Origin of the sequence: Vibrio sp. B181a (assembly GCF_030248375.1) — a bacterium.
GTDB lineage: Bacteria > Pseudomonadota > Gammaproteobacteria > Enterobacterales > Vibrionaceae > Vibrio > Vibrio campbellii.
Window position 1 is genome coordinate 1 of the sequence record NZ_JAHGAD010000025.1, and the last position, 24,182, is coordinate 24,182.

At 46.8% G+C, this 24,182-nt stretch carries 19 protein-coding genes and 1 other RNA gene; 19 read left to right on the forward strand and 1 reads right to left on the reverse strand.

Going from position 1 to position 24,182, the window contains the following annotated elements; translation table 11 throughout:
* Positions 1-181 precede the first annotated feature (181 nt).
* The 15 genes from rnpB (at position 182) to lpxC (ending at position 17,479) form a co-directional block, all read left to right on the forward strand.
* Positions 182-610: RNase P RNA component class A (gene rnpB / locus KIO97_RS12695), an RNA gene on the forward strand.
* Between the two features lie 176 nt (positions 611-786).
* The gene (gene rsmH, locus KIO97_RS12700; RefSeq protein ID WP_285382825.1) at positions 787-1,737 is read left to right on the forward strand and encodes a 16S rRNA (cytosine(1402)-N(4))-methyltransferase RsmH; all 951 of its coding nucleotides are present in this window, start codon (positions 787-789) and stop codon (positions 1,735-1,737) included.
* A gap of 5 nt (positions 1,738-1,742) precedes the next feature.
* Entirely contained in the window at positions 1,743-2,060 is a 318-nt protein-coding gene (ftsL, locus tag KIO97_RS12705) for a cell division protein FtsL (RefSeq protein WP_005428577.1), read from the forward strand.
* Positions 2,057-3,862, forward strand: coding sequence for a penicillin-binding transpeptidase domain-containing protein (locus tag KIO97_RS12710; protein WP_038888951.1), 1,806 nt, complete (start codon positions 2,057-2,059; stop codon positions 3,860-3,862). The genes ftsL and KIO97_RS12710 overlap by 4 nt, the downstream gene beginning before the upstream one ends.
* 60 nt (positions 3,863-3,922) lie before the next feature.
* The gene (gene murE / locus KIO97_RS12715) at positions 3,923-5,404 is read left to right on the forward strand and encodes a UDP-N-acetylmuramoyl-L-alanyl-D-glutamate--2,6-diaminopimelate ligase (RefSeq protein ID WP_285382827.1); all 1,482 of its coding nucleotides are present in this window, start codon (positions 3,923-3,925) and stop codon (positions 5,402-5,404) included.
* A complete protein-coding gene (gene murF / locus KIO97_RS12720) occupies positions 5,401-6,765 on the forward strand; it encodes a UDP-N-acetylmuramoyl-tripeptide--D-alanyl-D-alanine ligase (RefSeq protein ID WP_285382829.1) in 1,365 nt (454 codons plus the stop codon). Before murE ends, murF begins: the two co-directional genes overlap by 4 nt.
* Entirely contained in the window at positions 6,765-7,847 is a 1,083-nt protein-coding gene (gene mraY, locus KIO97_RS12725; protein WP_005428568.1) for a phospho-N-acetylmuramoyl-pentapeptide-transferase, read from the forward strand. The genes murF and mraY overlap by 1 nt, the downstream gene beginning before the upstream one ends.
* A 39-nt stretch (positions 7,848-7,886) precedes the next feature.
* Entirely contained in the window at positions 7,887-9,200 is a 1,314-nt protein-coding gene (gene murD / locus KIO97_RS12730) for a UDP-N-acetylmuramoyl-L-alanine--D-glutamate ligase (protein WP_285382831.1), read from the forward strand.
* Positions 9,201-9,218: 18 nt separating this feature from the next.
* On the forward strand, positions 9,219-10,415 hold the full coding sequence (gene ftsW / locus KIO97_RS12735) for a cell division protein FtsW (protein ID WP_285382833.1): 1,197 nt from the start codon (positions 9,219-9,221) through the stop codon (positions 10,413-10,415).
* Positions 10,402-11,469: an undecaprenyldiphospho-muramoylpentapeptide beta-N-acetylglucosaminyltransferase gene (gene murG, locus KIO97_RS12740; protein WP_081234362.1), complete on the forward strand. Its 1,068-nt coding sequence runs from the start codon at positions 10,402-10,404 to the stop codon at positions 11,467-11,469. Before ftsW ends, murG begins: the two co-directional genes overlap by 14 nt.
* 23 nt (positions 11,470-11,492) lie before the next feature.
* On the forward strand, positions 11,493-12,950 hold the full coding sequence (gene murC, locus KIO97_RS12745) for a UDP-N-acetylmuramate--L-alanine ligase (RefSeq protein ID WP_005528704.1): 1,458 nt from the start codon (positions 11,493-11,495) through the stop codon (positions 12,948-12,950).
* A gap of 191 nt (positions 12,951-13,141) precedes the next feature.
* Positions 13,142-13,927 (forward strand): cell division protein FtsQ/DivIB, encoded by a 786-nt coding sequence (locus KIO97_RS12750; RefSeq protein ID WP_005528702.1) that lies wholly within the window; start codon positions 13,142-13,144, stop codon positions 13,925-13,927.
* A complete protein-coding gene (gene ftsA / locus KIO97_RS12755) occupies positions 13,920-15,182 on the forward strand; it encodes a cell division protein FtsA (protein ID WP_005528700.1) in 1,263 nt (420 codons plus the stop codon). Before KIO97_RS12750 ends, ftsA begins: the two co-directional genes overlap by 8 nt.
* Before the next feature lie 30 nt (positions 15,183-15,212).
* Positions 15,213-16,460 (forward strand): cell division protein FtsZ, encoded by a 1,248-nt coding sequence (gene ftsZ / locus KIO97_RS12760; protein WP_005528698.1) that lies wholly within the window; start codon positions 15,213-15,215, stop codon positions 16,458-16,460.
* Positions 16,461-16,561: 101 nt separating this feature from the next.
* Positions 16,562-17,479 carry a UDP-3-O-acyl-N-acetylglucosamine deacetylase gene (gene lpxC, locus KIO97_RS12765; protein ID WP_005436150.1) on the forward strand — a complete coding sequence of 306 codons (918 nt, stop codon included), beginning with the start codon at positions 16,562-16,564 and terminating at the stop codon, positions 17,477-17,479.
* Positions 17,480-17,548: 69 nt separating this feature from the next.
* Here the strand turns inward: lpxC and KIO97_RS12770 are convergent, their stop codons facing one another.
* On the reverse strand, positions 17,549-18,007 hold the full coding sequence (locus tag KIO97_RS12770) for a DUF721 domain-containing protein (RefSeq protein ID WP_038888956.1): 459 nt from the start codon (positions 18,005-18,007) through the stop codon (positions 17,549-17,551).
* A 420-nt stretch (positions 18,008-18,427) separates the two neighbouring features.
* On the opposite strand from KIO97_RS12770, the gene secA reads away from it, so the two are divergent.
* From secA to carA, 4 genes are all read left to right on the forward strand, one after another.
* Positions 18,428-21,157, forward strand: coding sequence for a preprotein translocase subunit SecA (gene secA / locus KIO97_RS12775; RefSeq protein ID WP_010646536.1), 2,730 nt, complete (start codon positions 18,428-18,430; stop codon positions 21,155-21,157).
* A gap of 73 nt (positions 21,158-21,230) precedes the next feature.
* Complete coding sequence (gene mutT, locus KIO97_RS12780; protein WP_191117985.1) at positions 21,231-21,629, forward strand: 8-oxo-dGTP diphosphatase MutT; 399 nt, start codon at positions 21,231-21,233, stop codon at positions 21,627-21,629.
* A 113-nt stretch (positions 21,630-21,742) separates the two neighbouring features.
* The gene (gene dapB, locus KIO97_RS12785; RefSeq protein ID WP_285382838.1) at positions 21,743-22,552 is read left to right on the forward strand and encodes a 4-hydroxy-tetrahydrodipicolinate reductase; all 810 of its coding nucleotides are present in this window, start codon (positions 21,743-21,745) and stop codon (positions 22,550-22,552) included.
* Positions 22,553-23,033: 481 nt separating this feature from the next.
* A complete protein-coding gene (gene carA, locus KIO97_RS12790; protein ID WP_010445883.1) occupies positions 23,034-24,173 on the forward strand; it encodes a glutamine-hydrolyzing carbamoyl-phosphate synthase small subunit in 1,140 nt (379 codons plus the stop codon).
* The last annotated feature ends 9 nt before the right edge of the window (positions 24,174-24,182 follow it).

Consider the following 24,182-nt stretch of genomic DNA (forward strand, 5'->3'; position numbering starts at 1 on the left):
CCCGATTCCCGATTCCCGAAACGTAGTTCTCCATCTTCTTTTTCTCGGAGCGAAGCGTTCTCGCCTCCCGAAACGAAGTGCCTCTATGTATCGCTGTCTTTTTGACCACTTAACCAACCGTTTTCAGCATTTCTGTGATCTCACTAGACTCTGGGGGGATAACTCTATACAATCCGCCCTCGGAGCTGACTGGGTAGTCGCTGCTTTGTTGATGTCCTTCGGGAGACTGACGTCGAAGTCCCTTTGGGAGACTGACGTTGACGTCCTTCGGGAGACTGACAAAGGGGAGGAAAGTCCGGGCTTCATAGAGCAAGGTGCCAGGTAACGCCTGGGGGGCGCAAGCCTACGACAAGTGCAGCAGAGAGAAGACCGCCGATGGCCCTAGGGCACAGGTAAGGGTGAAAGGGTGCGGTAAGAGCGCACCGGACGACTAGTAATAGTTCGTAGCAGGGTAAACTCCACCTGAAGCAAGACCAAATAGGCCTCCACATTGCGTTGCTCGCGTAAGGAGGCGGGTAGGTTGCTCGAGCCAGTGAGTGATTGCTGGCCTAGACGAATGGCTACCGCCGCGCAAGCGGAACAGAACCCGGCTTATGTGTCGGCTCCACCTATTCGAGACCCATCTCTACTTCGGTAGTGATGGGTTTTTTGCATTTAATTGACGCAAACTATGTCATTACCAATAAACTTGGCGCTGAATCACGTCTAACTTTAGACTTGAGGTGGCGATGATGTGGGAAATCAGTACACTAAAGAATCGCTTCAAGATCATTCAACGAGACAGCTATGACCGAAACATTTCAACATATCTCCGTGTTATTAAATGAATCCATTGATGGCTTGGCTATCAAACCCGATGGTATCTATATCGATGGAACATTTGGCCGTGGCGGTCACAGCCGAGCTATCTTGTCGAAACTGGGTGAAAATGGTCGACTGTATAGCATCGACCGAGACCCACAAGCTATCGCAGAAGCCGCTAAAATCGATGACCCGCGCTTCACTATCATTCATGGTCCGTTCTCAGGTATGGCTAAATACGCAGAAGAGTATGGCCTAGTTGGTAAAGTTGACGGTGTATTGCTAGACCTAGGCGTGTCGTCTCCGCAGCTTGATGACGCTGAACGCGGCTTTAGTTTTATGAAAGACGGCCCATTAGACATGCGTATGGACCCAACATCGGGTATTCCTGTGTCTCAATGGCTGATGGAAGCCGACCTTGATGACATTACTTGGGTGATTCGTGAGTTTGGTGAAGACAAGCACGCCCGCCGCATTGCCAAAGCGATCGTAGCTTACCGCGAAGATGAAGAAAACGAACCAATGGTTCGTACTGGTCAGTTAGCAAAATTGATCTCAGATGCGGCACCAAAGAGCTTTAAAGAGAAAAAACACCCAGCGACTCGCGCTTTTCAGGCTTTTCGCATTTACATCAACAGTGAATTAGAAGAAATTGATACGGCACTAAAAGGTGCGGCAAGTATTTTGGCTCCTGAAGGCCGTTTGTCTGTGATCAGTTTCCACTCATTGGAAGATCGCATGGTGAAACGTTTTATCCGTAAAGAGAGCAAAGGCCCAGAAGTGCCACACGGTATTCCGATGACGGAAGAACAAATCCGTGCGCTTGGCAGTGCGAACATGAAGCCGATTGGTAAAGCGAACAAGCCAACGAAACAAGAAATTGACATGAACCCGCGCTCTCGAAGCTCAGTGCTAAGAATTGCAGAAAAGCTTTAATTATTATGACGAAAACCACTCCTAACCTTGCTAAGTTGATTGCGACGGACTTAATTACCGTCGGTCGCTGGTCGTTGTTGCTGATGATTTTGATTTTCGCAACGGCAATGGGAGTGGTGTTTGCCACCCACCATGCGCGTCAGGCGATCACTGAAAAAGATCATACATTGGTTGAGCGAGAGCGATTGGATAGCGAATGGCGCAACCTAATGTTGGAAGAAACAGCCCTCGCGGAACACAGTCGCGTTCAAGACTTGGCAAAGAAGGACCTTGAAATGAAACGACCAGATGGCGATAAAGAAGTGGTTATCACGCTAAAATGATTGGAAAGAAAGCCAAATCTAAACAAGGAAATACGCGCAAGTCTGCTGCGAAAGAAAAAAAAGTAGCTGCTACAAAGCCGCAACCTACCAAAGAAACGAAACAAGCAGAAGTGGTTGAAGAGCCAGAATCGTTTTTGATTCGTTGGCGTTTTCAGTTACTGCTGTTTTTTGTCTTCTGTGCCTTCGCACTTCTCGTTGGGCGAGTGGCCTATATTCAAGTTATAGAGCCTGACAACCTAATCAAACAGGGTGACCTTCGCTCTGTCCGTGTTAAAGCCATTCCTTCGGCGCGCGGTATCATCTCTGATCGCAATGGCGAACCTCTTGCGGTGAGTGTTCCTGTTGAAGCCGTGTGGGCTGATCCTAAAACTATCTTCAAAGAAGGCGCTCTGCAGCAAACGAAGAGTTGGTACGCACTTGCTGACGTACTTGGCTTAGATCGCCAAGGCCTGATCAACAAAATCAAGAAAAACGAAAAACGTCGTTTTATCTATCTACAACGCCAAGTTAGCCCAGCGATGGCGAACTACATTCGTGAACTCAAACTACCTGGTGTCGGTTTGAAGTCGGAATCTCGCCGCTACTATCCTGCTGGTGAGGTTAGTGCTCACTTAGTTGGTGTAACTGGCATTGATGGCCACGGCCTAGAAGGCGTGGAACGAAGCTATGACGAGTGGTTAACTGGCGCAGCAGGTAAGAAAACTATCCGTAAAGACCGTTATGGTCGCGTGGTAGAGAACATTGCTCTTGAAGAGAAGCAAGAAGGTAAACCGTTACAGCTGACGATCGACCAACGCATTCAAGCCGTCGCTTATCGAGCGATCAAGCAGGCCGTAGCGGATCACCGTGCAACATCTGGATCCGTTGTTATCCTAGACGTTAAAACGGGTGCGGTACTGGCGATGGTCAACGCGCCTTCTTACAACCCAAACAACCGCAGTGATTGGCAAAGTTACAAAATGCGTAACCGCGTGATTACTGACTCACTAGAGCCGGGCTCAACCATTAAGCCATTCGTTGTTTTGGCCGCCTTAGAAAATGGAGTTGCAGACAAAGACACGATCGTTGATACGGGTAACGGCATTCTGCAGCTTGGTGGTAGCCGTGTTCGTGATGCGCCAAAAGTCGGCAAAGCAACCCTAACTACGATTCTGAAGAAATCGAGTAACATCGGTGTGACCAAGCTGGCGATGCGAATGCCTGTTGAGGCGCTACTTGGTTTGTACAGTTCGGTTGGCCTTGGTGAATTATCCGGTCTTAACTTGGTTGGTGAAGTGGTGGGTATCTTCCCAAGCCGCTCCCGCTGGTCTCCAATTGAGCGCGCAACCATCTCGTTTGGTTATGGTTTATCTGTTACCCCAATTCAGCTAGCGCATGCCTATGCGACGCTAGGTAACTTGGGTAAATATGAGCCGATTCATATTATCGAAAGTAACGATAATGACATGGCACGCCAAGTCGTGAGCAAAGAGAACGCTCGTCTCGTCTTGGATATGCTTGAAACGGTAACGCAAAAAGGCGGTTCTGCACGTCGTGCGGCGGTTCCCGGTTATCGAGTCGGTGCAAAAACTGGTACTGCGCGAAAGGCAAGCGCAGGTGGCTATAGTGATGAGTACATCAACTACACGGCTGGTGTTGCGCCAGTGAGTGACCCACGTTTAGCGCTTGTGGTTGTGGTTAATGAACCACAAGGTGATGATTACTACGGTGGTTCGGTAGCCTCACCTGTTTTCTCTGAAATCATGAAAGGCGCACTGCAAATTCTGAACGTTGCCCCTGACGAAAATAAATTCCAACAGTAGGCTTATAAGCGTACTGAGAAACAAAATGAAGAAAGCTGAGCTAATGCTCGGAGAATAAATATGACTAAAGCCATCAGTATGGACACGCTGCTTTCCACTTGGGTCGATTGCCCGAGTTTGTCGTCCATTCTTGTTTCTGAATTGGAACTCGACAGTCGACGAGTTCAATCTGGAACAACCTTTGTAGCTATTATTGGCCATGTTGTGGATGGGCGTAAATTTATCCCAATCGCGATTGAGCAAGGTGCGAATGCGGTGATTGCTCAAGCTTGTGAGCAAAAAGCGCATGGCACGATTGAGATTGTTGATGATGTTCCAGTGATTTACCTTGAAGCGCTGGATAAGTGCCTATCTGAAATTGCAGGTCATTTGTATACCTACCCAACGATGGATTTGATTGGTGTCACTGGCACCAACGGCAAAACCACCATCACTCAGCTGATTGCTCAATGGATTGATTTGGTCGGTTCAAAAGCGGCGGTAATGGGAACCACGGGGAATGGCTTTCTCGACAACCTACAAGAAGCTGCGAATACTACGGGCAACGCCGTTGAAATCCAAAAAACACTGTCTTCGCTCGCTGAGCAAAAAGCGCAATACACAGCGCTTGAAGTGTCTTCTCATGGTTTGATTCAAGGTCGTGTTAAAGCGCTGTCTTTTGCTGCTGGCGTGTTTACTAACCTGAGTCGTGATCATCTCGATTACCATGGCACGATGGAAGAATACGCCAACGCTAAGTTAACCCTGTTTACTGAACATCAATGTGGTCACGCTGTTATCAATGTCGATGATGTTGTGGGTGCTGCGTGGGCGAAGCAATTGAACAACGCGCTTGCCGTATCACTCAAACCAACAACAGAATTTTCTCAAAGCGTGTATGTAAACCACATCGCTTATGCTGAGTCTGGCATCACGATTGAGTTTGATGGCAAGTTTGGTGAAGGTACGTTGCATGCACCACTTATCGGTGAGTTCAATGCCGCGAATCTGATGTTGGCATTCACAACGTTACTTAGTCTAGGTTTCAGCAAGCAAGATTTGCTGGCAACAGCAGGCCAATTACAGCCCGTTCTTGGTCGTATGGAACTGTTCCAAGCTGATGATAATGCCAAAGTAGTGGTGGATTATGCTCACACGCCTGACGCGCTAGAAAAAGCGCTGCAAGCATTGCGTGTACATTGCCACGGTGAGCTTTGGGCTATCTTCGGCTGCGGTGGTGATCGCGATGCTGGTAAGCGCCCAATGATGGCAGAAATCGCTGAACGTTTGGGTGACAAAGTGGTACTTACCGATGACAACCCTCGTAGCGAAGACCCAGCGTTGATCATGAAAGACATGCTGGCTGGTTTAACGAAACCAGTTGACGCGATTGTGCAACATGACCGCTTCAAAGCGCTGTCTTACGCACTTGAGCATGCTTCTTCGCAAGACATTATCCTTCTGGCCGGTAAAGGTCATGAGGACTACCAAATTCTAAATTCTGGAACCATCCATTACTCTGACCGCGAGTCAGCCATGACACTATTGGGGCTTTCATCATGATCACAGTAACGCTTTCTCAAATTGCCGATATTACTGGCGGTGAACTGGTTGGTAACGATCTTTCTATTGAATCTGTTTCGACTGACACTCGAGCTATCGAACAAGGTGCTCTATTTGTTGCTTTGGTTGGCGAGCGTTTTGATGCTCACGATTTCTGCCAACAAGCAGTAGAGTCGGGCGCGGGTGCACTATTGGTACAAAAACGCGTTAATGTGAATGTGCCTCAAGTCGTTGTTGGCGATAGTAAGGTAGCATTGGGTCAAGTGGCAGCTTGGGTTCACCAAACATGCCAAACGCCGACGGTCGCCATTACAGGTAGCTGTGGTAAAACCACGGTGAAAGAGATGGTTGCCAGTATTTTGCAGTTGAAAGGTAAAGTGCTGTTTACTGCGGGCAACTTCAACAACGACATTGGTGTGCCATTGACCTTGCTGCGTTCGCAACAAGACGATGACTACGCGGTGATCGAGTTGGGTGCGAACCACATTGGTGAAATTGAGTACACCACGCAATTAGTTAAGCCAGACATTGCCATGGTAAACAACGTGGCTGCTGCTCACCTTGAAGGTTTCGGGTCTATCGATGGCGTGAAACAAGCTAAAGGTGAAATCTACCAAGGGCTAGCGGCTGGCGGTATTGCGATCGTAAACCTAGATAGCAATGGCGGAGCGAAGTGGGATGAAGTATTAGCAGATAAGAATGTGATTACTTTTTCACAAAGTAACGCGGACGCTGACTTTTACGCTTCCAACATCGTGATGAGCGCCGCAGGTGAGGCAAGCTTTGACTTACATATCGCTGCAACTTCACAAGAAATTGAACTGTCTCTGGGTATTATTGGTCAACACAACGTGCCTAACGCAATTGCCGCTTCTATCATTGCCTTGAAAATGGGGGCAACATTAGAAGAGATTCAAGCGGGGCTAAAACATCTTAATAAGGTGAAAGGTCGTGTTGAAGTGGAAGAGCTGAGCGATAAAATCAAGCTTATCGATGACAGCTACAACGCTAGTGTTCCTGCCATGAAGGCGGCAGTCGACTTACTGGCGGCATTCCAAGGTCAACGTTGGTTGATTTTAGGTAATATGGCGGAGTTGGGTGAGGAAAGTCTTGCACTTCACCGTCAAGTCGGGGAACATGCTGCCCCACAAAAATTTGAACATGTTCTCACGTATGGTGCGGATGCAAAGGTCATTAGCGAGCTTTGCGATGGCATCCATTTCGAGACACATCAAGAGATGATTGACTACATCAAGCAGCATCTAGACCAAGTGGTTCCTGAACACCATACGATATTGGTGAAAGGCGCGAACGGTGCACGTATGTTTGAAGTCGCTGCTGCTTTGAAGGAGTATTATTAATGATTATTTGGCTTGCCGAGCTGCTACAGCCATACCTATCTTTTTTCCGATTGTTTGAATACCTGTCTTTTCGAGCAATCCTCAGCGTTCTAACCGCTCTAGGTCTGTCTCTTTGGATGGGGCCTATCATGATCAAGCGTCTACAGATGCTCCAAATTGGTCAGGTTGTTCGTAACGAAGGTCCAGAATCCCACTTTAGCAAACGTGGTACCCCAACGATGGGTGGTATCATGATTTTGGCTGCTATCTCTATCACTATTCTTTTATGGACTGACTTATCGAACCCATACGTATGGGCGGTACTGACGGTTCTGCTTGGCTATGGTGCAATCGGCTTTGTCGATGATTATCGTAAGGTCGTGCGTAAGAACACTGACGGTCTGATTGCTCGTTGGAAGTACTTTTGGCAATCATTAATTGCGTTTGTAGTGGCGTTTGCGTTGTACGCTTACGGCAAAGACACTGCCGCAACTCAACTTGTCGTGCCGTTCTTTAAAGACATCATGCCGCAACTTGGTTTGATGTACATTATCCTGACTTACTTTGTAATCGTGGGTACCAGTAATGCGGTAAACCTAACCGATGGTCTAGATGGTTTGGCTATCATGCCAACGGTTCTCGTTGCGGCTGGTTTTGCGGTGATTGCATGGGCGACGGGTAACGTTAACTTCTCTGAATACCTTCACATTCCTTACCTACCGCACGCTTCTGAATTGGTTGTGGTATGTACGGCAATTGTTGGTGCAGGTCTTGGTTTCTTGTGGTTTAACACTTACCCAGCACAAGTTTTCATGGGCGATGTGGGCTCACTAGCACTAGGCGGTGCGCTTGGCACAATCGCAGTATTGGTTCGTCAAGAGCTAGTACTCGTGATCATGGGCGGTGTATTTGTAATGGAGACACTATCGGTAATTCTACAGGTAGGTTCTTACAAACTGCGCGGCCAGCGTATTTTCCGCATGGCACCGATTCACCACCACTACGAATTAAAAGGTTGGCCGGAACCTCGCGTAATCGTGCGCTTCTGGATTATTTCTATGGTTCTTGTTCTTATTGGTCTAGCGACACTGAAAGTGCGTTAATCGCACTTTCCAAGAACAAGACAAATTGCGTGATCAAATATGGAACGTTGGCAAAACATACATAAGGTCGTCGTTGTAGGGCTCGGTATTACCGGGCTCTCTGTCGTTAAACACCTTGCAAAAAATCAGCCGCAACTGGCGGTTAAAGTCATCGATACGCGTGCGAATCCACCGGGTGCGGAGCGTTTACCTGAGCAGGTAGAGCTGCACAGCGGGAGTTGGAATACACAGTGGTTGGCAGATGCTGACTTAGTGGTGACTAACCCGGGTATTGCCTTAGCGACACCAGAGATACAAGCGGTTCTTGCGAAAGGAACGCCAGTTGTTGGTGATATCGAACTCTTCGCGTGGGCAGTCGATAAGCCAGTTATTGCGATTACCGGTTCTAATGGTAAAAGCACAGTTACTGACTTAACGGGTGTAATGGCGAAGGCTGCAGGCTTAACAGTGGGTGTTGGTGGCAATATCGGTGTTCCTGCTCTCGATTTGCTAGAGCAAGATGCAGACTTGTATGTGCTTGAGTTGTCCAGTTTCCAGCTAGAAACCACTTCAAGCCTGAAGCTTAAAGCGGCGGCGTTTCTGAACCTTTCCGAAGATCACATGGATCGCTATGAGGGCATGTCGGACTACCGACAAGCTAAACTGCGCATTTTTGATAACGCGGAGCTGGCAGTAGTTAACCGTGATGATCAAGAAACCTTCCCTGATACTGAAACACCGTTGGTGACGTTCGGAAGTGATGAGCAAGCTTACGGCCTTGAAGCAGATGGTAACCGTACTTGGTTGCTTGATCATGGTCAGCGTGTGATTGCCAGTGATGAATTAAAGCTGGTTGGTAAGCACAATCTAGCTAACGCGCTTGTGGTACTTGCTCTGCTTAAAGCGGCGGATGTGGACTATCACAAATCATTGAATGCACTGAAAACTTACACGGGTTTGACACATCGATGCCAAGTGGTTGCGGATAATCGTGGCGTAAAATGGGTGAATGACTCTAAAGCGACCAATATTGCGAGCACTATGGCTGCACTCTCTGGTTTAGAGTCGACAGGCAAGCTGTACTTGCTTGTTGGTGGTGTTGGCAAAGGCGCTGACTTCACTCCACTAAAACCGATCTTCGCAACACTGAACCTACAACTTTGCTGCTTTGGCGCGGATGGCGATGAATTTATGCCACTGCATGAATCAGCAACTCGTTTCGACACCATGGAAGATGTGATTCAACAGATATCTTCGCAGTTAAAAACGGGCGATATGGTGATGCTGTCTCCGGCATGTGCTAGCTTTGATCAATTCGACAACTTTATGGCAAGAGGTGACGCATTCGCAGCTCTTGCTGAGAAATACGCATAATTAAAGGTCACACACTTCGTGGGTTTAGGTAACGTTAAACGCAGCATTGGCACTTGGCTTAAGCATCCTGCACCAGAGGCGCTCTTTGATCGTCAACTTGTCTGGATTGCGCTGGGTTTGATGTTAACTGGCTTGGTGATGGTGACATCAGCATCATTTCCTATCAGCTCACGTTTGACGGATCAGCCGTTTCACTTCATGTTCCGTCATGCCACCTTCCTAGTTCTCGCGATTGGTGTTTCTTCCGTTATTCTCCAAGTGCCTTTGCAGGAGTGGTTCAAGAAGAGCTACTACCTATTGTGGCTTGCTTTTGGCTTGCTCATCATCGTATTAGTCGCTGGTAAGTCGGTGAACGGTGCCTCACGTTGGATCCCGCTGGGGCTGTTCAACTTGCAGCCTGCCGAAGTCGCCAAGCTCTCGCTATTTGTCTTCATGTCCGGTTATCTGGTGCGTAAGCAAGACGAAGTTCGCCAAACTTTCTTTGGCGGTTTCATGAAGCCGATTATGGTGTTTGCCTTCTTCGCGGTCTTGCTGCTTGGTCAGCCCGACTTAGGTACTGTGGTCGTAATGCTGGTGACCTTGTTTGGCATGTTGTTCATTGCCGGCGCTAAACTGACGCAATTCTTAGCTCTGATGATTGCCGGTATCGGTGCCGTAGTTGGCCTCATCTTGGTCGAGCCATATCGTATTCGCCGTGTCACGTCATTCTTAGACCCCTGGGAAGACCCATTCGGCAGCGGTTATCAGCTCACTCAGTCACTCATGGCGTTTGGTCGTGGTGAATGGTTTGGTCAAGGTCTCGGTAACTCAATTCAAAAACTCGAATACCTACCAGAAGCACACACTGACTTCGTTTTTGCGGTGTTAGCAGAGGAGCTTGGCTTTGTCGGCGTAGTATTGGTGTTGATGCTGATCTTCAGCTTGGTACTTAAAGCCGTTTATATCGGCAAGCGCGCTTTTGATGAAGGCGAAATGTTTGGTGGTTACCTCGCATTTGGTATCGGTATTTGGTTTGCTTTTCAGACTTTGGTTAACGTCGGCGCGGCTGCCGGTATCGTTCCGACCAAAGGTCTTACTCTACCGCTGATCAGTTACGGTGGTTCGAGTCTTATTATCATGTCCGTGGCAGTATCTATCTTGCTGCGAATCGATCACGAATGCCGCTTGAAGCGCGGCCAGAAAGAATCAGAACAACAAGTCGATGAAGAAAAATAAACGTTTGATGGTGATGGCTGGTGGTACTGGCGGTCACGTGTTCCCGGGTCTTGCGGTAGCGAAGCAGCTACAAGAACAAGGTTGGGAGATTCGTTGGTTAGGCACCGCGGATAGAATGGAAGCCGATCTAGTGCCAAAACATGGCATTGAAATCGACTTTATCAAAGTAAAAGGTCTACGAGGTCAAGGCGTTAAGCGTCTTCTTGCTGCACCATTTCAAATTATCAATGCCATCATGCAAGCTCGAACTCACATGAAACGCTGGCAGCCAGACGCAGTGCTTGGCATGGGCGGCTATGTTAGCGGTCCTGGTGGTATTGCCGCTTGGATGAGTGGTATTCCTGTAGTGCTGCACGAGCAGAATGCAGTCGCAGGCCTGACGAACCAATGGTTATCGAAAATCGCGAAGAAGGTATTTCAAGCTTTCCCTGGTGCGTTTCCAAATGCTGAAGTGGTTGGCAACCCGGTTCGTGAGGATGTGACTCAATTAGCAGCGCCAACTGAGCGCATGCAAGAACGTCAAGGTCCAATTCGTATTTTGGTGATGGGCGGCAGCCAAGGCGCACGCATTCTTAACCAAACTCTGCCAGAAGTGATGGCAAAATTGGGCGATGATTACAGTATTCGTCATCAAGCGGGCAAAGGCTCCGCTGAAGAGGTGAACGCAGCATACCAAGCGAATGGTGTTGCGAATGCAGACGTTACAGAGTTCATTGACGACGTTGCAGAAGCGTATGCATGGGCTGACCTTTTAGTTTGTCGTTCAGGAGCGTTAACCGTTTCGGAAGTCTCGGCGGCAGGCGTGGGGGCTATTTTTGTTCCGTTTATGCATAAAGACCGTCAGCAAGCACTGAATGCAGACCACTTAGTGGATTGCGGTGCGGCGAAAATGATTGAACAACCAGATTTAACCGTTGAGTCATTGACTCAGCAGATCCAACAATTGGATCGACAAGCTTTACTTACAATGGCTGAGCAAGCGCGTGGCGCTGCAAAATTGAATGCTGACCGAGTTGTCGCACAGGCCATTGTCGCTTTGACCGAAAAGCGTTAACCGAATTATTGAGAATAGAATTGATGACAATCCAACATACACAAGACTTAGCTCAGATTCGCGCAATGGTGCCAGAGATGCGCCGCGTGAAATCCATCCACTTCATCGGTATTGGTGGTGCGGGCATGAGCGGCATTGCAGAAGTGCTGTTGAACGAAGGCTACCAAATCACAGGTTCTGATCTATCAGAGAACCCAGTGACTGAGCGTTTAGTATCAAAGGGTGCGACCGTATTTATCGGCCACCAAGCGAGCAATGTAGAAAAAGCCAGTGTTGTTGTGGTTTCAACCGCGATTAACGAAGAAAACCCAGAAGTGATGGCAGCGCGTGAGTTGCGTATTCCTATTGTACGTCGCGCAGAGATGTTGGCTGAATTGATGCGATTCCGTCACGGTATTGCTGTTGCGGGTACGCACGGCAAAACAACGACCACGGCGCTTGTGACGCAAATCTATTCTGAAGCGGGCTTGGATCCAACTTTTGTTAACGGTGGTTTGGTTAAGAGCGCGGGTACGAACGCACGCTTAGGCTCTAGCCGAATCTTGATTGCTGAAGCAGACGAAAGTGACGCTTCATTCTTGCATTTGCAACCTATGGTGAGCATCGTAACGAACATCGAAGCGGACCACATGGATACATACGGTGGTGACTTCGAAACCTTGAAGCAAACCTTCATTGACTTCCTTCACAACCTACCGTTTTACGGCCAAGCAATTGTATGTATCGACGATCCTGTGATTCGTGAATTGATTCCTCGAATTAGCCGTCAAGTGATCACTTATGGTTTCTCTGAAGATGCGGATGTTCGTATCGAGGATTATCACCAAGAAGGTCAGCAAGGCAAATTCACCGTTGTACGCGAAGGTCGTGCGAATCTTGATATCACACTAAATATTCCTGGCCGTCATAATGCCTTGAACGCATCAGCAGCAATTGCGGTAGCCACAGAAGATGACATTAGCGATGAAGCGATTTTAAAAGCAATGGCAGGTACTCAAGGTACTGGTCGTCGTTTTGACCATTTGGGTGAGTTTGATACGGGCAACGGCCATGCCATGCTTGTCGATGATTATGGTCACCACCCAACAGAAGTGGACGTAACGATCCATGCCGCGCGAAGTGGTTGGCAAGATAAGCGCTTAGTGATGATTTTCCAACCGCACCGTTACAGCCGAACTCGTGATTTATACGATGATTTTGCAAACGTACTTGAACAAGTTGATGTGCTGATCATGTTGGATGTATACGCCGCAGGTGAAAAGCCAATATCAGGTGCAGATGGTCGAGCATTGTGCCGTACCATTCGCAGTCGTGGGAAGGTAGATCCAATTTTTGTCCCAGAAATCGAGCAATTACCTTCAGTTTTGGCTAACGTTATACAAGACGGCGACCTGATTTTGACTCAAGGCGCGGGTGATGTTGGTAAAGTGGCGAAGCAATTAGCAGCACTTGAATTGAACATTAGCAAGATGCTCGGTTAGCGACCAAGGTTGACGCAAGGTACAGAGAAAGACCTAGATCTCGATTTTGCGTCAAGAACGTTGTGATTTATCGCTATCAGTGTTTGATAGTTTACAAGAGCTCAGTATAATCCCAAGGTTAAAGTCAATGCTTTTGCCAATGTGTGCTAACACGGTGAAAAGTACAGGACAAAAGTCAGGAAACGAAGACGTTGTTGAATATTGCACTTAATGAAGAGCGACTTAACACGGACAATAACCGTGGTCGCCAAGATAAAATCTTAGGTGCGCTATTTTTCGTTGTTGTGGTGACCTTAATTAGTTCTGTTTTGTACTCAGCGATCAGTTGGATGTGGGATGACCAAAGGTTACCTCTCTCCAAAATAGTACTTCAGGGAAAACTGGAGTATGTCACTGCAGACGATGTTCAAGCTGCGTTTAGCCAGATTGATCATATTGGCACCTTCATGTCACAAGACATTGATGTGTTGCAACATAGTGTTGAAGCCATTCCTTGGGTTGCGCATGCCGCGATCCGCAAACAATGGCCTGACACAGTAAAAGTATTTTTGACAGAACATCGCCCAGTCGCCATCTGGAATGGCAACGAGTTATTAGATAATAATGGCTTGGTATTTGGAGGCGATGTCGGCCTGCTAAAGGAAGAGAAAGTTAAGTTATATGGACCCAATGAAACCGGGCCGGAAGTCTTGCAAACCTATCGCGAACTCCGACCTAAGTTCCAAACACTGGGTCTTGCTATATCGTCTCTTGTATTAAACGAGCGACGAGCTTGGCAAATCATCCTTGATAACGGTATTCGACTAGAGCTCGGTAAAGAGTCTCTGGATGAGCGAATAGAGCGTTTCTTCTTGCTCTACAACAAGCTTGGCAGTGACACACAAAGAATCAGTTATATCGATCTTAGGTACGATACGGGAGCCGCGGTTGGTTGGTTTCCTGAACATGAGTTAGAACAAGAGAGTACGAATGACTAAGGCCGCTGATGACAACATTATTGTTGGTCTTGATATAGGCACTGCAACCGTATCAGCTCTAGTGGGTGAGATTCTACCGGATGGCCAAATAAATATTATTGGTTCGGGTAGTAGCCCTTCACGTGGCATGGATAAAGGCGGCGTGAATGATTTGGAGTCGGTTGTAAAATCAGTACAACGCGCAATTGATCAAGCTGAGTTAATGGCGGAATGCCAAATCAGTCGAGTATTTATTTCGTTGTCTGGTAAGCATATCGCAAGCCGAATTGAAAAAGGCATGGGCACTATATCGGACGAGGAAGTTTCTCAAGAAGATATGGATCGCGCTATCCATACCGCAAAATCGATTAAAATCGGTGATGAACAACGAATCCTTCACGTGATTCCGCAAGAGTTCACCATCGACTACCAAGAGGGTATCAAAAATCCGCTTGGTTTATCTGGAGTGAGAATGGAAGTGAGTGTCCATTTGATCTCATGCCATAATGATATGGCACGCAATATTATTAAGGCGGTAGAACGCTGCGGCCTTAAAGTAGAGCAACTTGTTTTTTCTGGGCTTGCTGCGAGTAACGCGGTAATTACCGAGGATGAAAGAGAGCTTGGGGTTTGTGTGGTCGATATTGGCGCTGGCACGATGGATGTTTCTATCTGGACTGGTGGTGCGTTACGTCACACAGAGGTGTTTTCTTACGCAGGAAATGCTGTAACTAGCGATATTGCCTTTGCTTTTGGTACGCCTGTGAGCGATGCTGAAGAAATAAAGGTCAAATATGGTTGCGCCTTGAGTGAACTGGTCAGTAAGGATGACACGGTTAACGTTCCAAGCGTAGGTGGTCGACCTTCACGTAGTCTGCAGCGTCAGACTTTGTCAGAAGTGATTGAACCACGCTACTCTGAGCTTATGGGACTGGTTAACCAAACTATCGACTCTGTACAAGCGAAATTGCGCGAAGAGGGCATTAAGCACCATCTCGCCGCGGGTGTAGTTCTTACCGGCGGTGCAGCGCAAATCGAGGGAGTGGTAGAATGTGCGGAACGCGTATTCCGCAACCAAGTAAGGGTCGGCAAACCGCTCGAAGTCAGCGGATTAACTGACTATGTAAAAGAGCCGTACCATTCTACGGCAGTTGGATTACTTCATTACGCAAGAGACATGCAGTCTAGCGACGATAGCGATTATAATGAACCTAAGCGCTCATCTGTTACTGGCTTTTTCGGTAAATTGCGTAATTGGATACAAAAAGAGTTTTAACCTGAGTTGCAGGATAAACGGAGACAACACATGTTTGAACCGATGATGGAAATGTCTGACGATGCAGTAATCAAGGTCGTTGGGGTTGGTGGCGGCGGTGGTAACGCTGTTGAACACATGGTGCGTGAATCCATCGAAGGTGTGGAATTCATCAGCGTCAACACTGATGCGCAAGCACTTCGTAAGACAAGCGTTGGCAATGTCATTCAGATTGGTGGTGATATCACTAAAGGTCTGGGTGCAGGTGCGAATCCACAGGTTGGCCGTGAGGCAGCTCTCGAAGACAGAGATAGACTTAAAGATTCCCTAACTGGTGCCGATATGGTGTTTATCGCAGCTGGTATGGGCGGTGGTACAGGTACTGGTGCAGCACCTGTTATCGCTGAAGTAGCAAAAGAGCTGGGTATTCTTACCGTTGCGGTAGTAACAAAACCGTTCAGCTTTGAAGGCAAAAAGCGTTTGGCATTTGCAGAGCAAGGTATCGATGAGCTTTCTAAGCACGTTGACTCTTTGATCACGATTCCAAACGAAAAGTTACTTAAAGTACTTGGCCGTGGTGTAACGCTGCTAGAAGCGTTTGCAAGCGCGAACGACGTTCTTAAGAACGCAGTTCAAGGTATTGCAGAGCTAATCACTCGTCCTGGCATGATCAACGTCGACTTTGCAGACGTACGCACTGTGATGTCTGAAATGGGTCACGCAATGATGGGTAGCGGCATCGCGAAAGGCGAAGATCGTGCAGAAGAAGCAGCAGAGATGGCTATCTCTAGCCCACTTCTAGAAGACATCGATCTAGCGGGTGCTCGTGGTGTTCTTGTTAACATCACTGCTGGTCTGGACATGCGTCTTGATGAGTTTGAGACAGTAGGTAACACAGTGAAAGCATTTGCTTCGGACAATGCGACAGTGGTTATCGGTACTTCTCTAGACCCAGATATGACGGACGAAATCCGCGTAACAGTTGTTGCGACAGGTATCGGCAACGAGAAAAAACCAGACATTACGCTAGTTGCTGGTGGCAAAGCGAAAGTAGCTCCGACGGCTGCACCGCAAGCTCAACCACAACAGCAAGCTGTAGCGCCACAAGCTGAAGAGAAACCGGCACAAACTTTGCAGACTACTCCAGTGCAAGAGAAGCCACAGGTAACTCCTCAGCCGACAAACACAGTTTCTTCTTCTCCAGCTTCATCTGCGGGCCAAAGCTCAGCAGCACCAAAGCAAGAGAAAGAAAGCGGTTATTTAGATATTCCGGCATTTTTGCGTCGTCAGGCTGATTAATCTTTAACCCGTAAATTTGACATAGCTCAAAATTATGGTAGCATTCACGGTCGACGTTACAGACGGCCGTGTTTTGTAGCATATTTTAGAGAGGCAAGCAGATGATCAGACAACGTACTCTGAAAGAAATAGTGAAAACAACTGGTGTGGGTCTCCACTCTGGTCGTAAAGTCACACTTACTCTGCGCCCAGCTGCTGCTAATACAGGTATCATTTACCGTCGTACAGATGTAAACCCACCTGTAGATTTTCCAGCTGATCCAGCGTCTGTTCGTGACACTATGCTATGTACAGCACTAGTGAACGATGAAGGCGTGCGTATTTCAACTGTTGAACACTTGAACGCGGCACTTGCTGGTATGGGCATCGACAACATTATTGTTGAAGTTGACGCACCTGAAATTCCAATCATGGATGGTAGCGCTAGCCCATTCGTATACTTGCTACAACAAGCAGGTATCGAAACGCAAAATGCGCCTAAGCGTTTTATCCGTATTAAGAAACCAGTTCGTTTTGAAGATGGCGATAAGTGGGCAGAGTTTGTTCCATTTAACGGCTTCCGTATGGACTTCGAAATTGAATTCAACCACCCTGCGATCGAATCAGACGAGCAACGTCTTCTGTTTGATTTCTCATCTCAAGGCTTCGTTCGCGAGATTTCTCGTGCACGTACATTTGGTTTCATGCGTGATATCGAATATCTACAATCTCAGAACCTAGTTCTTGGTGGTAGCTTTGATAACGCAATCGTACTGGATGATTACCGCATTCTTAACGAAGAAGGCCTACGCTTTGATAACGAGTTTGTTACTCACAAAGTATTGGATGCGATTGGTGACCTTTACATGTGTGGTCACGCAATTATCGGTGAATTCCGTGCGTTCAAATCAGGTCATGGCCTAAACAACCAACTTCTACGTGCAGTTCTTGCTGATCAAGAAGCATGGGAATGGACAACATTCGAAGAAGAAGAAGGTTCGCCAGTTGCATTTGCACAACCAAATATGGTTCTAGCGTAAAATACGCAAACGCAAACAAATTAAAAAAGCCAGGCAATGCCTGGCTTTTTAGTATCTGAAGTTTCGTTGCTATTTTTCGCTTTTCTTCTCTGCCATATCGGCAAGGCGCTTCAAGCGTTCTTGGATCTTCGGTGGCGCCATATCAGCAATGATCAACAGCGAGTTTGCCGCGGATTCGGTTAATGGTGGACGCTTTGGTTTGTTCTCTTGTTCGAACCGATTACGGTAAAGGGAAGGGTTGATTCTTACCTCCACACTCATTAATTTTGCGTAGCCCTGGGTTCTCAGTTTATTGAGGATCATTAGGCGATCGTAATCGATCTTCATTTTGATCGCAGCACTCGATACATCAATTAATAAATGACCGTTGCGAACGTTCGCCACACGGCAATGATCGGCCGTTCCTTTTGGCAAGATCTCCTGCAATGCCTGATTCAGCTGCAAGATTTCCCCTGCATGCTCTTGAATCTGCTTAAACTGAGATTCAGCAATAAGGTCGTCTGTTGAGGTAGGGCGATGATCACGCATAGGTAAAATCTAATTTTGTTGAGATATGGGTATTCTAGAGCAGCTTTCTGCTTAGGTATAGTTTACATTATGGCCTTTATCTTCAACTTCACCAGACGATTTGGGTTTAGCAAGTAAAAGCGGATTGTTTTGAAAATGCTGACTTTACGCCGTGAGGCTTGTGTAATACTGGCTAATCCGCCATCAGTTTGTCTAAAAACTTACGAGTGCTTCAAACAAATACGTCTATTTATGGTTGTATCGATGAAAAATCCTTACACTAAGCCACATTGATTCAAAATTTAGCCTTGAAATATGGATGTTTGAACTCAATATCTTTGATAAATGATTTATCTCAGTATTCTTAGTTCCAAACTGGCAGAGACTGAAGGCATTACGAGTAGATCGGGAACGGTCTGATTAAAGAGAGATCCACGAAAAATGATAACTAAGCTACTGACAAAAGTAATTGGCAGTCGCAACGACCGAACACTGCGCCGCCTTAGAAAAATTGTAAAAGAGATTAATAACTACGAACCAACGTTCGAAGCACTTTCTGATGAAGAGCTAAAAGCGAAGACAGTTGAGTTCCGTGAGCGCCTAGAGCAAGGCGAAACTCTTGATAAGCTACTTCCAGAAGCTTTTGCTACGGTTCGTGAAGCATCTAAACGTGTTTACGGCATGCGTCACTTCGACGTTCAGCTTATCGGTGGTATGGTACTGAACGGCGGTCAAATTGCGGAAATGCGTACTGGTGAAGGTAAAACTTTAACTGCAACCCTTCCTGCTTACCTAAACGCACTTCCAGGTAAAGGTGTACACGTAGTCACAGTGAACGACTACCTAGCGACACGTGATGCTGAGACTAACCGTCCACTATTTGAATTCTTAGGTATGACTGTTGGCGTAAACGTGCCAAACATGCCTCCTCAAGCGAAGAAAGAAGCTTACCAAGCTGACATCCTATACGGTACAAACAACGAATTTGGTTTTGACTACCTACGTGACAACATGGCTTTCCGCAATGAAGACCGTGTTCAACGTGAGCGTTTCTTCGCTGTAGTCGATGAGGTGGACTCAATCCTTATCGATGAAGCTCGTACTCCTTTGATCATCTCTGGTCCAGCAGAAGACAGCTCTGATCTATACACTCGTATCAACCTGCTTATTCCACAGCTTCAAAAGCAAGATAAAGAAGATTCTGAAGAATACCGCGGTGACGGTCACTACACAGTAGATGAGAAATCTAAACAGGTTCACCTAACAGAAACGGGCCAAGAATTCGTTGAAGAATTGATGGTGAAAAACGGTCTGATGGAAGAGGGTGATACGCTTTACTCTCCAACGAACATCAGCCTACTGCACCACGTAAACGCAGCGCTTCGTGCACACGTGTTGTTCGAACGCAACGTAGATTACATCGTTAACGAAGACGGTGAAGTTGTAATCGTTGATGAGCACACGGGTCGTACAATGCCGGGTCGTCGTTGGTCTGAAGGTCTTCACCAAGCGGTTGAAGCAAAAGAAGGCGTTAAGATTCAAAACGAAAACCAAACGCTGGCTTCGATTACTTTCCAGAACTACTTCCGTCTATACGAAAAACTGTCAGGCATGACAGGTACAGCGGATACAGAAGCATTCGAATTCCAATCGATTTACGGTCTTGAAACGGTTGTTATCCCAACTAACAAGCCAATGATCCGTAACGATATGCCAGACGTGGTTTACCGTACTGAAGCAGAGAAGTTTGCTGCAATCATCGAAGACATCAAAGAGCGCGTAGAGAAAGGTCAACCATCTCTAGTAGGTACGGTTTCTATCGAGAAATCAGAACTGCTATCTAACGCACTTAAGAAAGCGAAGATTAAGCACAACGTACTGAACGCGAAATTCCACGAACGTGAAGCTGAGATTGTTGCAGAAGCTGGTACACCTGGTGCAGTAACTATCGCAACGAACATGGCAGGTCGTGGTACCGATATCGTGTTGGGTGGTAGCTGGCAAGCGAAAGTGGAAGCACTGCAAGATCCGACTAAAGAACAGATCGACGCGATTAAAGCTGAGTGGAAACAAGTTCACGATCAAGTACTAGAGTCTGGTGGTCTACACATCATCGGTACTGAGCGTCACGAATCTCGTCGTATCGATAACCAGCTACGTGGTCGTTCTGGTCGTCAAGGTGATGCGGGTTCATCTCGTTTCTACCTATCGATGGAAGATTCACTGCTGCGTATCTTCACTTCAGACCGTATGGCTAGCCTTATCCAAAGTGGTATGGAAGAAGGTGAAGCGATCGAGTCTAAAATGCTGTCTCGTTCAATTGAAAAAGCACAGCGTAAAGTGGAAGGCCGTAACTTCGATATCCGTAAACAGCTTCTTGAATACGATGACGTGGCGAACGATCAACGTAAAGTGGTTTACGAATTGCGTGATGAGCTAATGAGCGTTGACGACATTAGCGATATGATCGAACAAAACCGTGAAGATGTAATCACTGCGATCATCGACGAATACATTCCACCACAATCTCTAGAAGACATGTGGGATGTGGAAGGTCTACAAGAGCGCTTGAAGGCAGACTTCGATCTAGACGCGCCAATCAAGCAATGGCTTGAAGAAGACGACAAGCTATACGAAGAAGCGCTACGTGAGAAGATCACTAACCTAGCGGTTGAAGTTTACAAAGCGAAAGAAGAAGTGGTTGGCGCACAAGTGCTACGTAACTTCGAAAAATCAGTAATGCTTCAAACGCTAGATACGCTATGGAAAGAGCACCTAGCGGCGATGGATCACCTACGTCAAGGTATTCACCTACGTGGTTACGCGCAGAAGAACCCGAAACAAGAGTACAAGCGTGAGTCGTTTGAACTGTTTGAAGGTCTACTAGAAGCGCTGAAAACAGACGTGATTACTGTTCTATCTCGTGTTCGTGTTCAACAGCAAGAAGAAGTTGAACGTATGGAAGAGCAACGTCGCGCGCAAGCTGAAGAAGCAGCTCGTCGTGCACAAGCTCAACACGCGGCAGCACAAAATCCATTGTCTGAAGGCGAAGAGTCTGAAGAAGGCGCTCACCAACCAATGGTTCGTGAAGAACGCAAAGTGGGCCGTAATGAGCCTTGTCCATGTGGCAGCGGCAAAAAGTACAAACAGTGCCACGGTAAAATCGACTAATACAGTCTGAAAACATAAATAAAGAGTCGCTTAGGCGGCTCTTTTTGTATTGATAGATCTAGGAACGAATCTAATGAAAAGAATTCACATTGTTGCGGCGATCATCTTTAACCAAGACAAATCGCAAATCTTCATCACCAAGCGTCCAAGCGACAAGCACAAGGGCGGTTTTTGGGAGTTCCCTGGTGGTAAAGTTGAACAAGGCGAAACGGTTGAACAAGCGATGGTTCGTGAGCTTGAGGAAGAGATTGGCATTACGGTGACTGAGCAAGCTTTGTTTGAACACTTGGAATACGATTATCCTGATAAGTCCCTGAAGTTTGATTTTATGACAGTATCTCAATTCGATAACCAACCTTATGGTCGCGAAGGCCAAGAAGGTTGTTGGGTGGATATTGCAGCATTGCCTGATTACGCCTTCCCTGAAGCGAATGTGCCGATCCTTGAAAGAGTGGTAAAAGAGTTTTCCTAACTCACCGCGAACTATCTTGTGGTTAACACAGGATATTGTTAGTTTAAAAAGATATCGCGAAACGAAAGAGGACGAGGCAAACCTCGTTTATCCAGAGAAGGAGAGAAAGCGCAATGGTTCGTATTGCAATCGCAGGAGCTGCTGGCCGTATGGGTCGCAACCTAGTTAAAGCATCACACCTCAATCCAGAAGCATCCGTTACTGCAGGTTCTGAGCGTCCAGAATCTTCATTAGTTGGCGTCGATGTGGGTGAACTGTGTGGTGAAGGTAAATTTGATGTCTTTCTGACGGATGATTTAACAAAAGAAGTCGACAACTTTGATGTAGTGATCGATTTTACTGCTCCAGTGAGCACGCTAGCGAATCTAGAACTGTGTAAGCAATATGGTAAGAGCATTATTATTGGTACTACGGGCTTTAGTGAAGAAGAACGTGAACTGATTGATGAAGCCGCTAAGCAAGTACCTGTTGTCATGGCTCCTAACTACTCTGTTGGTGTGAACCTAGTCTTTAAGCTTCTTGAGAAAGCAGCCAAAGTCATGGGCGACTACTGTGATGTTGAGATTGTTGAAGCGCATCACCGCCATAAAGTGGATGCCCCTTCAGGTACAGCGATTGGTATGGGTGAAGCAATTGCTGGTGCAATGGGCAACAAACTGAGTGATGTGGCGGTGTACGCGCGTGAAGGCATTACTGGTGAGCGCACCAAAGATGAGATTGGTTTTGCCACTATTCGCGCTGGTGATATCGTTGGTGATCATACTGCAATGTTTGCTGATATTGGTGAGCGTGTTGAGATCACGCACAAAGCGACCGATCGTATGACCTTTGCTAATGGTGCCGTTAAGGCCGCTGTTTGGTTACATTCTAAACCAGCGGGTTTTTATACCATGACCGATGTCCTCGGGTTGAATGAGCTTTAAGTACATAATTATTCGCCGGCGTAAGCCGGCTTTTTTGTATTTGAAGAAAATTATGTAAATGAAATGAGTACGTGCGATGCACGTGTTATCGATAGTTTGGTTGGTTTTTTGGGTGGTTTGGCTATTTATTTGTGTGTAAAGCTTAAAAGTGAGGGTTGTTTTTGCTGGATGAACGTTTGCGCAAAAAACTCGGAAAATTTTGTGATCTGTAATAAGTTCAAATTTGTAAAATTCACAAAAAAGTCATGGTAACTGATGTGTAGGTAAGTAAAACTTACTTTTTTAGGGCTTTTTCTGTTGAAATGCCCTTACTCGCTAGAAAGTACTAATTTATTTTTCAATGTGTGTTGACAGTTTCCAAGTCCGTCTTTAGAATACCGCCAATTTGTCAAAAATACCTGTTTATGTAAATAATCAAGGTAAAGGAAGGCAAATTTGCAGCTTAATTTATTTTTTATGCATTTTTATTCTGGAGGTTGTCTTGGGTAAATTAGCACTGTTAGTCCTAGAAGATGGGACAGTGTTCCGCGGTGTTTCCATTGGAGCAGATGGTATTTCCGTTGGTGAAGTTGTTTTTAATACCTCGATGACGGGGTACCAAGAAATTCTCACTGATCCTTCCTATTCTCAACAAATCGTTACTCTTACTTATCCTCACATAGGCAATACCGGAACCAATTCCGAAGACGAAGAATCTTCTTCAATCCACGCACAAGGCCTTGTGATTCGCGATCTCCCTCTTATCGCTTCTAACTTCCGTAATGAACAATCCCTTTCTGATTACCTCAAGTCGCAAAACATCGTCGGCATTGCAGACATCGACACGCGTAAGCTAACTCGTATCCTGCGTGAAAAAGGTGCTCAAAACGGTTGTATCGTAGCTGGTAACAACCTAGACGAAGCTTTGGCACTAGCGAAAGCAAAAGAATTCCCTGGCTTGAAAGGAATGGATCTTGCGAAAGAGGTTACAACAAAAGAAGCGTATCAATGGAAACAAGGTTCGTGGACGCTTGAGGGTGGACTTCCAGAAGCGAAAGACGACAGCGAATTGCCATATCACGTTGTTGCCTACGACTTCGGCGCAAAACGCAACATCCTGCGCATGTTGGTTGACCGAGGCTGCCGCCTAACGGTTGTTCCTGCTGAAACTTCAGCAGAAGAAGTTCTGGCTCTAAACCCAGATGGCGTTTTCCTATCAAACGGCCCTGGAGACCCAGAACCATGTACTTACGCGATTGAAGCGACAAAAGTATTCCTAGAAAAAGGCCTTCCAATCTTTGGTATCTGTCTAGGCCACCAAATCCTTGCGCTAGCATCGGGTGCACAAACAGTGAAAATGAAGTTTGGTCACCACGGCGCAAACCACCCAGTAAAAGATTTGGAGCGTAATGTTGTGATGATTACGTCGCAGAACCACGGTTTTGCAGCAGACGAAGCAACACTACCTGAAAATCTACGTGCTACTCACGTATCGCTATTTGATGGCTCTCTACAAGGTATTCACCGCACAGACAAGCCAGCATTTAGCTTCCAAGGTCACCCTGAAGCGAGCCCAGGTCCACACGACGCGGCACCGCTATTTGACCACTTTATCGAACTAATCAAAAAACACAGCGCTTAATTCGGAGTA